Origin of the sequence: Mycobacteroides franklinii (assembly GCF_002013895.1) — a bacterium.
Lineage (GTDB): Bacteria > Actinomycetota > Actinomycetes > Mycobacteriales > Mycobacteriaceae > Mycobacterium > Mycobacterium franklinii.
The window spans coordinates 346,537-359,942 of the sequence record NZ_MAFQ01000005.1 but is presented as its reverse complement, the minus strand read 5'-3'; the positions used below and the strand labels follow the sequence as shown (position 1 = coordinate 359,942).

At 62.4% G+C, this 13,406-nt stretch carries 13 protein-coding genes; 4 read left to right on the top strand and 9 right to left on the bottom strand.

The genetic code is table 11. The features are described 5' to 3' along the window. Positions 1-139: 139 nt before the first annotated feature. From B4393_RS08635 to B4393_RS08620, 4 genes are read left to right on the top strand one after another with little or no spacing between them, the layout of a single operon-like run. Positions 140-442, top strand: a complete 303-nt coding sequence (locus tag B4393_RS08635; RefSeq protein WP_078333763.1) for a WXG100 family type VII secretion target — start codon at positions 140-142, stop codon at positions 440-442. Continuing rightward, positions 439-729 (top strand): WXG100 family type VII secretion target, encoded by a 291-nt coding sequence (locus B4393_RS08630; RefSeq protein ID WP_078333762.1) that lies wholly within the window; start codon positions 439-441, stop codon positions 727-729. The genes B4393_RS08635 and B4393_RS08630 overlap by 4 nt, the downstream gene beginning before the upstream one ends. Beyond that, positions 729-2,033, top strand: coding sequence for a colicin D domain-containing protein (locus B4393_RS08625; protein WP_078333761.1), 1,305 nt, complete (start codon positions 729-731; stop codon positions 2,031-2,033). The genes B4393_RS08630 and B4393_RS08625 overlap by 1 nt, the downstream gene beginning before the upstream one ends. Before the next feature lies 1 nt (position 2,034). Then, positions 2,035-2,667: a hypothetical protein gene (locus tag B4393_RS08620; RefSeq protein WP_078333760.1), complete on the top strand. Its 633-nt coding sequence runs from the start codon at positions 2,035-2,037 to the stop codon at positions 2,665-2,667. Positions 2,668-2,722: 55 nt separating this feature from the next. Here the strand turns inward: B4393_RS08620 and B4393_RS08615 are convergent, their stop codons facing one another. From B4393_RS08615 to B4393_RS08575, 9 genes are all read right to left on the bottom strand, one after another. Continuing rightward, on the bottom strand, positions 2,723-4,525 hold the full coding sequence (locus B4393_RS08615; RefSeq protein WP_078333759.1) for a DUF2339 domain-containing protein: 1,803 nt from the start codon (positions 4,523-4,525) through the stop codon (positions 2,723-2,725). 86 nt (positions 4,526-4,611) lie between these two features. Then, positions 4,612-5,271 (bottom strand): TetR/AcrR family transcriptional regulator, encoded by a 660-nt coding sequence (locus B4393_RS08610; protein ID WP_078333758.1) that lies wholly within the window; start codon positions 5,269-5,271, stop codon positions 4,612-4,614. 25 nt (positions 5,272-5,296) lie between these two features. Further along, positions 5,297-6,547: an MlaD family protein gene (locus B4393_RS08605; protein ID WP_078333757.1), complete on the bottom strand. Its 1,251-nt coding sequence runs from the start codon at positions 6,545-6,547 to the stop codon at positions 5,297-5,299. Further along, on the bottom strand, positions 6,544-7,749 hold the full coding sequence (locus B4393_RS08600) for an MlaD family protein (RefSeq protein ID WP_078333756.1): 1,206 nt from the start codon (positions 7,747-7,749) through the stop codon (positions 6,544-6,546). The genes B4393_RS08605 and B4393_RS08600 overlap by 4 nt, the downstream gene beginning before the upstream one ends. Then, entirely contained in the window at positions 7,749-8,873 is a 1,125-nt protein-coding gene (locus B4393_RS08595) for an MlaD family protein (protein ID WP_078333980.1), read from the bottom strand. The genes B4393_RS08600 and B4393_RS08595 overlap by 1 nt, the downstream gene beginning before the upstream one ends. Next, complete coding sequence (locus B4393_RS08590; RefSeq protein ID WP_078333755.1) at positions 8,873-9,919, bottom strand: MlaD family protein; 1,047 nt, start codon at positions 9,917-9,919, stop codon at positions 8,873-8,875. The genes B4393_RS08595 and B4393_RS08590 overlap by 1 nt, the downstream gene beginning before the upstream one ends. Then, complete coding sequence (locus B4393_RS08585) at positions 9,912-10,979, bottom strand: MlaD family protein (RefSeq protein ID WP_078333754.1); 1,068 nt, start codon at positions 10,977-10,979, stop codon at positions 9,912-9,914. The genes B4393_RS08590 and B4393_RS08585 overlap by 8 nt, the downstream gene beginning before the upstream one ends. Next, the gene (locus B4393_RS08580) at positions 10,976-12,547 is read right to left on the bottom strand and encodes an MlaD family protein (RefSeq protein ID WP_078333753.1); all 1,572 of its coding nucleotides are present in this window, start codon (positions 12,545-12,547) and stop codon (positions 10,976-10,978) included. Before B4393_RS08580 ends, B4393_RS08585 begins: the two co-directional genes overlap by 4 nt. Next, positions 12,548-13,405 carry an MlaE family ABC transporter permease gene (locus B4393_RS08575; RefSeq protein WP_078333752.1) on the bottom strand — a complete coding sequence of 286 codons (858 nt, stop codon included), beginning with the start codon at positions 13,403-13,405 and terminating at the stop codon, positions 12,548-12,550. It lies immediately after the preceding gene. Between the last annotated feature and the right edge of the window lies 1 nt (position 13,406).

The following is a 13,406-nucleotide window of genomic DNA, read 5'->3' as shown; positions in this document are numbered from 1 at the left end:
CTCTCGCCATACCTGCCGAGATGGCATTCAGGTACGGCAGTACTCGGCTTTGGCGTTCGTACATGTCATCCCGGCACGGGTGGCGATCTTGGTTTGCCCCGGTTAGGGTTTCGCCATATCCAGGGGAGGCTGACGAATCGTGCTCATTGATAGTGATGACCTGCACATCACCGCGTCGGTTGTCCGCGCGATGGCGGATGCCTCCAAGAAGGGGTGGCAAGCGCTCGATAGCGCGGCATCCGTCCTGAAGGAGGGGTGGCTGGGTAATCGCGCCGACGAGTTCGATGACCAGTACGAGGCTCTGGTATCGCAGGCAGAGAAGATCTTGAAGCACCTGGACGAGATACCTCAGAAGATCATCAACAACGTCGAGGCCTACCTCGCGCAAGAACAGGCAACTGCCACAGGCATTTCTGGCGTCGAAGGGCAGACCAGCACATGATCGACAGACTCGTGTTTGACAGAGAGCACATCGACAACACATCGAGGACTCTGACCGAGTATTCAGATCAAGTCGCCGAGGCAGTGCATAAGGTTACGGCGGAGGTCGACAGATCTGAACAATCTTTTCAGGGTGTGGCCGGCGATCAGTTCCGCGAGAACACACGGGAATGGCTGAAAGCCGCGTCAGAACTGAAGGACGTACTCGGCGAGATGTCGAAATGGCTGACCGGAGTCGGGCAGGCTTATGACGACGCGCGTGCGATCAACAGATCGATGTTTGACTGATGCCTACCGAGATCGTCTATCGCAACTATTTCAGCATCGCCCGCGACGCTGACGATGCCTCAAAATTTCTGGCCCAAGGCGCCAGCGCCCTCACCCTTGCCCTCGAAGGCACCGATTCGATGGCCGGCAGCGATATCGCCGGAAAGCAGTGGGGCGCTGAGTACGACGAAGCCGCCAAAGGCATCATCGAGGGCATCAACAGCACCACCGCAGCACTTGTCAGCTTTTCCGCCCGGCTAAAGCAAACCGCCTACAACTGGGGCGAGTCCGACGGGCTCAAGGGAACTCTTCCGGGTGAAGAACGTGCCGATGAAGGGCAACCGACCACAGTACAGGCGGCCGCACCACCGTCAGCGATCGGCGATTCGGGGGCAGGGCTCCAAGGCGTCATCGATCTCGTTGGTGAAGTCGGTATTCCGATTCCCAATGGGGATACAGGGAAGCTCGAAACCGCTCAATCCGCCTGGAAGAGCTTTGCCAACAACGATTTACACGCGGCAATCGATGTGTTGGCTGCAGGACGAGACACCATCGTCGAAGACAAAAGCCCAGAGATCGATCTCATCGAAGCTGAGTACGGCGAGATCCAAAACTCTGTCATCGAGATAGGCAAGGCAGTAGACGCCATTGGTCCGAGCTGCGGGGACTTCAAGGCAACACTGGACAAACTACGTCAAGACATCAAGGACGCCGTTGAGCAGATGCTCATTGAGCAAGCTGCTTCCGTAGCGATAGGAATAGCTCTATCGTTCGTCACTGCCGGCATCGCCAGTGCGGCGGGCGCTGGCGTTGCCGCTTGGCGCATCACAAAGACCGCCGAGAAGATCAAGAAGTTTATTGAGGCAGTTGCCACCGCGGCCAAACTCTCCAAGACGGGCCGAAGGATCACCGAAGGGGTCACCAAACTCAAAGGGACGATGGAGGAGTTGGCGGCCAAACTCCCCAAGGCCTTGCGCCCGGGCAAGACCAAAACGCCGGAACCTCCCAAACTCCAAGTCACATACAAGAAGAGCAACCTAGACAAAAAATTTGATTCACATGCCAAGGACATGTTTGGAATCGAAGGAAACCGAAACAAAGAGAACCTGGAAAAATTTCAGAAATCAATTGAGGGATTCCTTGGTGATCCTGCGAATAAGAGGATCAGCGTGCCCGACTACCATGGACAAGGGCCAGCAGTGGTTACCTACAACCCAGTCACGCGAAAGATGGTCATGCAGAGGCCGAATGGCGAGTTTTGGTCGTGCTGGGAAATGACCCCCCAGCAATACCAGGGATTACTTAGCGGCGGAAGGTTTTGGTGACATGACGCATGAGGCTCACCACACCGAGGAAACCACCTTTTTTGCCGCGCTAGGGAAACTGATCGGGCAGTATCTCGGCGGAACGATTACTGCGAGAATCTATACCCGAAACTTCATGTCGCTGCGATCCAGATTCATTACCGGTGCGGCCGTGGACGACCCGACGGTACGCGACATGTTCACGGATCTCGAAGACTACGTACCTGCGTACCAACCCACCGATCCCGCCGAAACGCACGTGATCTCCGAGGCGGAGATGCGGCGGCGTTTGATCGAAGAACGAATTCCCCTCCTTGAGGAGCGCTACGGCAAGCTTATCGAGCTTGGCTCACCAGACCCTGAATACCTCACCAAACAAGCCGATTTAGCACGCAGGATCCGCGATCTGTCGTCCGCATACGCACAAGGCACGCTCTCTGCGGAGGATTTCATCGCCGGCATCTACTCCGTCCAAGACGTAGGTGACCAATGGCAGGTCTTCCACGACCTCTTGGATACCTCTTACGCCGACGCCGCAGAACTCGAAATGGGTTCCCCTGACGTTGGCAGCGATGCGTATGGACGGGATGCACGATTACTGGCGGCAGAGCGAACAAGGTCCCTCGAAAGCACCTTTGGCTTAGCCACCGACTGAGCGTGGTCTCGGTGCAGAGGGTGGGATACACACCTCCGCACCGAGATCGGGTCGCTTAGCTATCGCCGCGGGTTGCGTACTCACGCGCATAGAGCGTGCCGCCGCCCAGCAGTAACAGTCCGGTGACGATGAACGCGCCGATCCGGGCGATACCGTCGAGGGTCGCGAGGTCGAACAGGAAAAGCTTGGCCACCGCCATCGCGGCGAGCACGAATCCTGCTCGGGTAAACCAGCTCTGGTCGCGGTAGCGGCGCAGACCGGCGAGCAGCAGAGTCACCGAGACAACCATCCAGGACACCGTCGCCAGGCCGTGGCCCAGCAGGAACCCGTCATTGTTGCCCAGCAGCGCGGTCCCCGAGAGCACGATCGCCGCCGTGCCGGAGTACAACATCGACGCTCCGGCCAGCACACCGTACGTCGGCGCAGACGGTGGGCTCACCCAACCAACCCGGTGCATGGCCGCCAACACCAGGCCAACCGTGACCGCCATGAGCACGCTGGCGACGACCAGCAGCGGACCCGCCTGCCGTACCGCGGCGGACGAGTCGGTGAGCAGCGCCGGCGGTACGTACGCGAGGTAGACCGCGCCGCCCAGCGCACCGAACACCTGTCCCAGTACCAGCGAGACACGATCCCGCACTTGGTATCCGATGGCGCAGAAGGACAGTGCAATCGCCAGCAATACCACCGCCAGCACGCCGCCCCGAGCTCCGTCGACCGACGCCTGCAGCAGGGCCAGTCCCGCCACCGCAGCCATGACGATGCGCGCGTGCGCCGGAAGCCCACCGACCAACAGCAACACCGCACCCATCATCGCGGCGACACCAACAGGCACCAGCACACCCAGCGGCCACGCCGAAAATGACAGGGCGCCATAGAGAACCGGCGCAGAGGCGACGGCGATCATCACCGATGCGGTGAGGTCATCGTAATCACCGGTAAGCAACCACAACGAGCCCACCAGGGTGACCAGCAGCGCCAGTACCGCCATCACGAGCAGGGCGCGCGATGCTCCGTGGCACCCGTAAACCGCCGCCAGCAGCGTCAGCGTCACACTCACCGTCCGGAAAGCATGCAGGACAGGCCAATTCCGCCCAATCTGGGCGGGCAGGCTCGCGATCAACAGCACCAACGCGAAGGCGGCGAGTTCCACTGTGAACCCCTCGGTCAGGAACGGGGCCAGCACCGCGATCGCGGCGACCACACCCACGGCGAAGGCCTGAGAGTTCCATTGCCGGGCCAGCACCAGGCCTGCACCCGCGATGGTCAGCCCGAGGACCAGGCCCGCCACCACCGGAATCTTGTCGTAGATCACCGTGAGTGCCAACACGTCGAAGAACGCCGCCGCAAATCCTGTTGCCGCCGTGGCAATACCGCCGGTTCGGCCACCGGGCCGCGAGTACACCCGAATTCCCAGGCCCACCAGCCCACCGGCGAGAACGGCACCGGACGCCATGCGCGGTATCGGACCGAAATACCCGCTCTTGGCGGCCAGCACCAGCAGCATGACCACCCCGGCCAGTGTCACCACCGCGCCCGCGAAGGCCATCGCCTTACTCGCGAATCCTTCGCGCATCCACACGGGTTCCCGCTGGGACGGCATGGCCCGAGTCGGGCCCGTCGCCACCGGCACCCGTACAGGCGGCACAGGGGCTGCCGCGGGAACGGGCACGACGGGCGACGCGGCCCCCTGGGTGCGCCGGTAGTCATCCCAATACTGCTGTGCCTTCACGTATTCGGCTTGGGTCCATTCGACCATCCGGCCACGCAACGCGTCGAGCTCGGTGCGCAACGCACGTTCGCGCCCGTCGAGTTCGTCCAGTGTCGCGGTCATCTGCTGCAACTGTGGATCTGTCATGCCTCTTAGCGTGCTGGCCGCGCAATACGAGATGAAGACGTAGACCTACCGCCGCGCGTAGGGGTTTCTCACGGCACTAAGTAGCTCTACTCATCACCGCTGTCCGCGCGGGGCGGGACCTCTGCCAGTGCATATCCGAGATAGGCGGCGCGCAGGGTTCGGGACGCGAACACTTCCTGCTCGCCCCACGGTAGGTGCGGCCTCGTCACCAGCAGCGAGGCGACACCGTGCGTGGTGGCCCATAGCTGCAGCGCCGATCCCAGGGTATTACCCCGGGGAAATCTCTCTTCGTCTACGAGTTCCTGAACAACACCGCGTAGATGCAGAAAAGCTGAGCTGCTGAGTATCTCGTCGGATTCGGCACCGAGACGCGGAGGGCTTGCGGTCGCGAACCGATACAACAGCGGATGCTCCGCGGCGTACCGCACGTAGGCCAGGCCCAGCGCCTGCAGCCGCTCCAATGCCGTGGAGATGTTGAGGGTCGCGCGCTGCAGCACCTCTCCAAGCTGTTCGAAGTACCGTGCGGACAAGGCGTCCGCCAATTCGTCGGTGCTCGAAAAGTGTCGGTACAGCGAGGGCGCCGTGATTCCCAGGGCACGCGTCAATTCGCGCGCCGACGGGGCACGTGCCTCCCCGGACCTGAGGATGAGATCCATTGCTGTGTCGATGATCTGCTGGCGCAGCTGCCAGCCCTGCCCCCTGGGCAGGCGCTTTCGCGCTGCGGTCGCGTCGTTTTCGTCACCCATGTGTCGCTCCCACCGCGTGTCTCGATCACCGCGGAGGTTCGATGGGCAGCGTCGGGCCGCCCGGGGGAGTCGGGATGGTGAACCTGCCCTTGGGGGTGGGATCGGTGGTCTTTCCGAGGTCTGCTCCCGCGGGCGGACCAGCGGTATCGTCTCCCGCAGGCCGCGGGGCATTCTTGGCGCCGCGAATCAGCACCGCCGGATCATCATCGGCGCAGTAGGTATGCACGGGCGGTTCGGGGAAATCAGCCGAAGACGGCGGGACCCTCGGGGTGCCGTAGTCACAGGCATACCGCGGATACAGATCGGCGGTCACCCAGATACCGTTGTCGCGCATGGTATCCGCGATTGCGCCGAAGGTAGATCCCCGGTAGTTGGGGAAGAACGCATTGATGGCAGGTGTACGCACGTAGAGCATCTGTGATGTCGAGGCCAGGCTCGCGAGCAGCTGCACCATGGTGTCGGAGTTGTCGTTGAAGAGGTTATCGACGGCGCTCAGGGTTTTCGGCGTTTGGTCGATCAGGGTGCGGTATCCGTTCTGCATCTTCTCCACACCGCGCAGCGTCCGTCCCAGGCTGTCCGCAGTTGCCTTGATCCCCGCACTCTTGTCTGCGGCCAGGGTCAGCACCACGCGGCTGGTCTTGAGCAGGCTGGTGGTCTCCGGTAGCACCGAGTCCAGGGTGCTCAGCAGGAACGTGCCACCGTCGATGATCTCGGTGAGCTTGCGCGGCCCCTCCTTGCTCAGGCTCAGTTCCTTCTTGATGAGCTCAAGCTTCTTCGGGTCCACCTGCGCCAGCAGACCGTCCGCATCGGCCAACAGCTTGGCCAGCGTGACCGGAACCTGCACGCCGTCGGCAATCACACTGCCGTCCTGGAGATACGGGCCTTGCTGGCCCGGCTTACCTTCGAAGTTGAGGTACTGCTCGCCGGCGGCGGAAAGGCCGGTGACGCGCACCTTGGCTGCGGCCGGGATCTTGTACTTCGACAGAATTTCGGCCGTCGCTTCAACCCCCCGCGGGGTGATCTGCAGCGACCGTACGGTGCCGATCTTGACGCCGCGCAGCGCGACATCCTGACGCGGCAGCAGACCACCCGATTCACTCAGTTTCACCGTGACTTGGTACGTCGACGCAAAGGGGTTGGCGCGCAATGCCCCGACGCACAGATACGTCACTGCCAGCACCAAGGTCAACGCCAGCGCCACTGTCGACAGCGCCGACTTCCGGCGGTGACCGGCGCGCACCGCACCGACCACGGCATTCGCGACGGCGTTGATCATCGCCCTGTTCCCGGGGTAGGCGCCGCGGGCGGGACCGTTTCGATGACTCCCGGTTCGGTGGGACTGGGACGCACCGGAATGTCTTGGCCGAAGGCGCCCTTGCCGACGACGCGTTCCTGCAGGCGCCACAACGTGTACTTGACCGAGCCTGCCAGCTGCGCCCAGTTATAGCGCTTGGGCCCGTGTGTTCCGATATCGGCGTAGGAGCCCGCGTCAGGTATCGAACCGAGTACCAGCTGGTCAATAGCCGCATTCAGTGAAAGCGAGTTTCCCGCAGTCGCTTTGATGGCCGAGGGAAAAATTCGGTTGAATGCCGCCAGGCTGGTATCGGGGTCAAGTGCCACGTCATTCCAGGCCTTGGCGACCGTGTTCGCGTCGGCGATGATGCTACGGCCGCTGGTATCGGTACCGGCGATCGACGGGAACTTCTGCAGCTGACGCGTGGTGTCACCCATCATCAGCAGTAGTTCGGACAGTTGTGCGGTGTTGGCCGCCAGCGTCTCCGTCGCCGGCCCGGCCGCCCTCACGATGTCGGTGACCACCTGATTCTTGGCATCTAACTGGTCCGCCAATTGCGATGTCTGCGTGAGGGCCTCGGAGATCTGCGCCGAGCGCGAGTTCAGCGTTACCAGTAGCTGATTAGAGTCGTTGATCAGATCTCCGAAGGCTCGGCCCTGATCACCGGTGGCCTTACCGAAGCCATTGACAACGTTGGTCAGGTTCCGCACCGCACCGCCATTGGAGGCCAACGCGGCCGAGCTGAGCACCGACTCCACGGTCGCGGCGGCGGTCGTGGAGTCCAGACCGATCGTGTCCCCGTCTTTGAGTAACGGACCGTCGGTGGATGCACCCGCAGGGGGCCGGATCGACACGAAGACATCGCCGAGCGGTGTGGCCGAACGTAATTCAGCGCTACTTCCCTTGGGCAGTCGCACACCATCGAGAATCCGGAGCGTGGCGACGGCGGTGAAGTTGCGCACGTGCATCTCGTCGACCTGCCCCACATCGGCACCGGCCAGTTTGACCTTGGCGCTGCCGGGCAGATTCAGGACATTGGAAAACAGCGCGGTGAGGCGGTAACCCCCACCGCCGATACCGGGTGCCGGCAACGGCAGGTCGCCCAGGCCGTTGGTGGCGCATCCGCTGAGCACGGCGGCAGTCATCAACATTGCCACTGCTATCCGTGCCGTCCGCGCCGCCATCACTTCTGCCCCATCGCCGCGAGTCCATCCAGCACATAGGTCAAACCGAAATCTGGCCCATAGTCCTGTAATGTTCCTGTGCTGCAACCTAACTGGCGCAGCCCCATCATGTTGCAGATCTCCTTGTCCATCTGACTCTCGAACAGCAGCCGGTCCGTCATGAACCGGACACGTAGCCGCTTGTTGTCCTGGTCGACGGCGTTGTACATGTTGTCCCACGCCAATGGTTGGACATCGATCCACTCCGAGATCTCACGCCGGTTGTCGACGACCGCCTTGAGCGCGGTGTTCGAATTCAGGATGGTCTGTTTGAGGTGGTCGCGATTTGCCTCGACGATGTCACCGGCCTGCTTGACCAGTTCGTTGAACCTGCGGCCGCTTGAGCCGGTGCCCAACGCCTCCTCGTCCAGGATCTGGCTCAGTTGATGCACGGTGGAGGCGAATTCACGCAGCTTGCCATCGTTGGCTGCTGCCGCGTCGAATAGTGAACTGACGTTCTTGATGATCGCCGTCAGCTGCTCGCGGGTTGTCGTTCCCCCCTCTGCGCTCAGACGCAGGGCCTTTGACAGCTCACCAAGCCCAGCCTTGATTTTCTCCCCATTGCCGTCGGCCATCCGCGCGGCGGGGTCGATGATGTCGGCAACCGGTCCCTGCCCCTTGCCATCTCCCTTGAGGGACAAGGAGAGCCGGTCCAGCATGCCCAACACGCGGTCGAACTCCACCGGGGTCTTGGTGTGGTCCAACCCGATGGTGTCGCCGTCCTTCAGCGTGGGACCGCCGCGGTACGGAGGTGACAGCTCCACCTGACGGTCGGTCAGGATCGACGTCGACAATGTGACGGCCTGCGCATCGACGGGCACCTGCACGTTCTTGTCGACGGTGAACTGCACCTCCACGTAGCCCGGCATGGGAGTGATCTTGGTGACCTTGCCCACCGGCATACCGAGCACGGCAACCACATTGGATTCGTAAAGACCCGAAGCGCTCTCGAACTGAGCGGTCAAGGTGATGTGATCCGTCGCCGACTTCACCCAGTACGCGCCCGCACCGACAATCGCTGCGGCCAGTACCGCCAATGTGCCGACGATCGCAATCAGCCGAGTTTTGCTGCCGTCCTTGCTTATCACTTGCAGTCCTTGAAGTACGGGATCATTCCGAATTGCTTGGCGCGCCCGCTGATCGCGCACATCCACGAATCGACCAGGAGGCCGTTCGTCAGATTGATGTCGATGGCGTTCCCGGTGCCGCTGGAATTGGCGATACCGCGTATCAAGACCGGCGCAATCGGGTACAGGCTACGCAGCAGGTCGTCGTGCTTACCCAGCATGTCGGAGAGCTCGTGCGCCGTCTTGAGCATCGCCTCGAGCTGCGGCCGGTCCTTGACGACAACCTTGCTCAGCTGTTCCACCAGGTTGGTGAATGACTGCAGCATCGCATGAAAGGTGTTGCGGCGCGTCACGATTTCTTCAAGGACGTCCTGCCCTTGATTGATCAGGACTCCGATTCCGGACTGCTGCCGCCGCAGTGTGCTGGTCACCTTCTCGGTGCTCTTGAGCAATGTGCCCAGTTGATCGCGCCGATCCGCGATGACCGAAGACAGCGATTGGATGTTTTCCATCGCACGCGGAACGACATCGGGCAATCCCTGCAGCTGCGTGCCCAGCACGCTGAGGGACTGCGCCACCTTGTCGAAATCGACCTGATCGAAGGTGTTGGTTGCCCCTGCCAGCGCAGCCTGCAGATCGTAGGGAACGTCGGTGTGCGCCAGATCAATTGTTTTGCCCGGCAGCGATCCTGCCCCTCTGGGACGCAGATCCAAGTAGCGCGATCCCAAGATGGTGGTGACCCTGATCGAAGCCTTGGTGTCCTTGCCGAGACGAATATCGTCGCGGACCTTCAGCCCGGCCTCGACATGATCACCCATCAGCTTCATGCTCGTGATGTTCCCGACGGGGATGCCCGCCACGGTGATCGGCTGACCCGGTCGTAGCGAGGCGGCCTGGACGAACTCGGCGGTGTAGCTCATGTAGCCCAGGCCCAGTGCCTTCACCAGCAGCATCGCGCCGATAAGACTTGCGATCACCGCGATCGCGATGAATCCTAGCCAGGTCTTGTTGTAGGTCTCGACCGGCCGGTTTCTGATCTTCTGCCACCTGGATCGCTCAGCCATTGGCCATGTTCCTGCATCGTGGGCTGTACTGGGCCACGTTTCCGGGGGTCGCCGCGTTGACGATGATCGGTATCACGTCATTCAGGCCGGGGAAGAATCCGGTGATGTTCAGATCGCACATGTAAACGTTGATGAACGCGCCCTCGGAGTAGAAGCGGGACAGGCCCTTCAGCACGATCGGCAGGTTGTCCCCGAGGAACGCGTACTGCGGTTCAATGCCCACCACGTGATTGGTGAATCCCGGCTGCCGGGTAATCATCTCGTCCAGCGACGGAAACACGTCATTGGTGATCTTCGACAGGCGGCGCATGGTCTGGGCCAGCGAGCCCGCCGAGGACACCAGCGCAGGACGCTTGCTATCCAAATCCGACACCATCTGACGCGTCTGGGTGAGCACCTTGTCCAGGCTGTCGTTCTGCCGCGCAAGATTTCCGGTTACGGTGTTCAGGCTGGTGATCGCATTGCCCAGCGCCTGGTCGCGGCCCGCGAATGTCTTTGTCAGCATGGATGTCTGGCTGACCAAAGTGACGATGGACGCGTTGTCCCCCTGCAGCGACTGAATGACGCCCTTGGTCAAGTTGTCGGCCTGCTCGGGCGAGAGCGTGCTGAACAGCGGCTCATAGCCATTGAGCAGGGTGGTGACGTCGAAGGACGGGTCGGTGCGTTCCACTGGGATCGTCGCCCCCGCGGCCAGTACTGTGCTGCTGGCGGGGTCGCCGGACTTCCCAGGCGATAGGCCCAAATAGCGCTGGCCCACGATGTTTTGGTACGTCACCGAGGCAATCGTGTTGCCGTACAGCCTCTGATCATTCTGGACCACGAAACCGACCCGGGCCTGCTCGTTGTCAACCAGCTCGATCTTCTCGACACGACCGACCCGCACACCGGCCATGCGCACATCGTCGCCTTCGCGCAACCCGTACACGTCGGTGAAGAGCGCCGAATACGCTGTGGTGCTTCCTGAGACTTCGCGAAGCAGTGTGGCGTAGACCAACCAACCGAGCGTCAGGGCCACGGTCATAAAGACCGTAAGACCGATCAATGGACCACGGAATCTCATGAGGGCCCTTCCTTGACGAACGACACCGCACTCCCCCGGGCCACCGGGCCGAGTAGCAATTGAGTGGCGGAAGTCGCTGAGCCACCGGCGATCACACCGAGTTGATCCCGCTCACCGCGGCTACCAACGGGACCGACGTTTCCGCCGTACGAAGCGGGCGCCAGGGCAGGTCGAACGGCCCCGTTGACACCACCGGGAGCCACCGGCGCGGGCGGTATCGGTGGTACCGCCGGCGGCGGGGGTGGTTCCAGATCGTCGGGGTCATTCGTACCGGGTACCCGGGGCAGCGGGACTGGCTGCCACGGCGGTAGCGGTGGGTTGGGGTCGGTCAGGTTGGGTCCGCCCGGGGGGACGACTCGTGGCGGGCCGACCGCGACCAGATTTCCGTTGGGGCCGACCGCCGTTCCGGCGGGGGGAGCCAGGTCGGCCGGCGGCTTGTAGTTCTGCGGCAACAGCGTCTCGGGGAGATCTGGACGCACCACCTGCTCGGGGGCGGTGAAGCAGCTCGGGCCCTTCACCTCTCCGTACCGGGGGCAGTCGGCACGGGTGTAGGTGTAGCTCGGCGCCAGGGTGACGGCGATCGGCATGTGCGGGAGGTCCCGGTCTGCCATCCACATCTGCTCGAACCAGTTCCGGGACAACTTGTTGATGTTCCGAAAGATCGGGACGAACTTATCGGCGTTCTTGGCGAAGACACCGATGGGCGGGGTGAGTCCCGTGGTGATGCCGATGAGCTGGTCCGTGTGGTTGTCAAAAGCCTGCTTGTTGGTGCCCACGGTGGTGAGCCCGGCGTGCACCAGTGACGTCAGTTGCTCGCGCTTTTCGGCGAGGGTCTGCATGGGTTGCACGGCCTGGTGCAGCGAGTCGAGCAGGTCAGGGGCGCTGCGTTTGAGGCCCTCGGTGGCATCGAGAAGTGCCGAAACCGTCGACGGCCCGGTATCGGTGGCCACGATCGCGTTGAGCTGGGAGATGAGCCTGTTGAGCTGCGCGCCAGCGGTGAGCAGCTTGACCCGGCGGCTGTCAGTGGCGGCTCCCACCGCGGCCAGAATGCCCACCGAATTGTCATCGCGGCCACGGCCGGTGGCATTGAGGACGTCACGCAACTTGCTCACTGTGGTCTGGAAGAGCACCGTGGGCAGCTCTTGATCCTCGGCGATGTGGGCACCGGCGCGGATAGGTGCGCCGGTGCCGCGGTCCACGAGTTGCACCGAGGACACCGCGAATACGTTGCTAGGCACCACCCGGGCGGTGGCGGTCGACGGGATCGACTGGGCGTACTCGGGTTTCAGATTGATACGCACAAAGTTGGGTTTGTTGCCGGTGGCCGGGGTCACGTCGTCGACCTCGCCGACCAGCACACCGTGGTATTTCACATCCGACTTCTGCGGCAGCCCGTCACCGACATTCATCAGATCGGCGACCACCGGCACGTAATCATTAAGCCGTCCTGCAGATTTCAGCAGCATGGTGCCCGTGAGCGCCACGATCGCCGTCAGCGTGACAACGGACAGCGCCAACAGCTGATTACCGGACGGGCCACGCCCGTCGACCTCGAAGGGGTTCGGCATCTAGCCGCCTAGCCTGGCGCCGGCGTCCACGCTCCACAGCGCCATGGTCAGCAGCATGTTCACCATCACCACGACGGTGATGGCTGCGCGCATGGCATGCCCGGCGGCGATTCCCACGCCCTCCGGCCCGCCACTGGCATAGAAACCGTAGTAGCACTGAACCGTCGAGGCGATCCAGACGAAGACAACCGTCTTGATGATCGAATACACGATGTCGATGCCGCTGACACCGATGCCGAAGTAGTGCAGATACGACCCCACCGAGCCGCCACTGAGAATGCCCACCATGACCTGACAGGACACGTAGCTGATCGCGAGGCAGGCCAGATACAGCGGGATCACCGCGATGATCGCCGACATCAGCCGGGTGGTCACCAAAAACGGAATCGGCCGAATGGCAACCGAATCCATAGCGTCGATCTCCTCGGCGATCCGCATCGAGCCCAGCTGCGCGGTGAATCGGCAGCCCGCCTGCATCGCGAATGCCAGGGAGGCCATGATCGGCGCCAGCTCCCGGGTACTGGCCAGTGAGCTGATGATGCCGGTAGCGGGCCCCAGCCCGAGCAGGTCAAGGAAGTTGTACGACTCGATGGCTACCAGGGCACCCGCGGTAACACCCAGGACCAGCGCGACTCCCGCGGTTCCGCCGCCCACCACCAAGGAGCCATTTCCCCAAGCGATATCGGACAGATGACGCAGGAACTCCTTGGGGTATTGGCGCAGCACCACCGGGATGCCGCTGAGGGCGCGGAAGAAGAAGGCCACCATGTGGCCGAACCGCATCAGCGGGCGGCGAATCCTGTTGTAGACAAGGATGAATGGTCGACGTCCCGGCGCTAGATAGCTGGATACTGTCATC

Bases quoted from the DNA above. Each gene is read 5' to 3' on its own strand.
- B4393_RS08630 (WP_078333762.1), top strand. From the start codon at position 439: ATGATCGACAGACTCGTGTTTGACAGAGAGCACATCGACAACACATCG.
- B4393_RS08625 (WP_078333761.1), top strand. From the start codon at position 729: ATGCCTACCGAGATCGTCTATCGCAACTATTTCAGCATCGCCCGCGAC.
- B4393_RS08620 (WP_078333760.1), top strand. From the start codon at position 2,035: ATGACGCATGAGGCTCACCACACCGAGGAAACCACCTTTTTTGCCGCG.
- B4393_RS08615 (WP_078333759.1), bottom strand. From the start codon at position 4,525: ATGACAGATCCACAGTTGCAGCAGATGACCGCGACACTGGACGAACTC.
- B4393_RS08610 (WP_078333758.1), bottom strand. From the start codon at position 5,271: ATGGGTGACGAAAACGACGCGACCGCAGCGCGAAAGCGCCTGCCCAGG.
- B4393_RS08605 (WP_078333757.1), bottom strand. From the start codon at position 6,547: ATGATCAACGCCGTCGCGAATGCCGTGGTCGGTGCGGTGCGCGCCGGT.
- B4393_RS08600 (WP_078333756.1), bottom strand. From the start codon at position 7,749: ATGGCGGCGCGGACGGCACGGATAGCAGTGGCAATGTTGATGACTGCC.
- B4393_RS08590 (WP_078333755.1), bottom strand. From the start codon at position 9,919: ATGGCTGAGCGATCCAGGTGGCAGAAGATCAGAAACCGGCCGGTCGAG.
- B4393_RS08585 (WP_078333754.1), bottom strand. From the start codon at position 10,979: ATGAGATTCCGTGGTCCATTGATCGGTCTTACGGTCTTTATGACCGTG.
- B4393_RS08580 (WP_078333753.1), bottom strand. From the start codon at position 12,547: ATGCCGAACCCCTTCGAGGTCGACGGGCGTGGCCCGTCCGGTAATCAG.
- B4393_RS08575 (WP_078333752.1), bottom strand. From the start codon at position 13,405: ATGACAGTATCCAGCTATCTAGCGCCGGGACGTCGACCATTCATCCTT.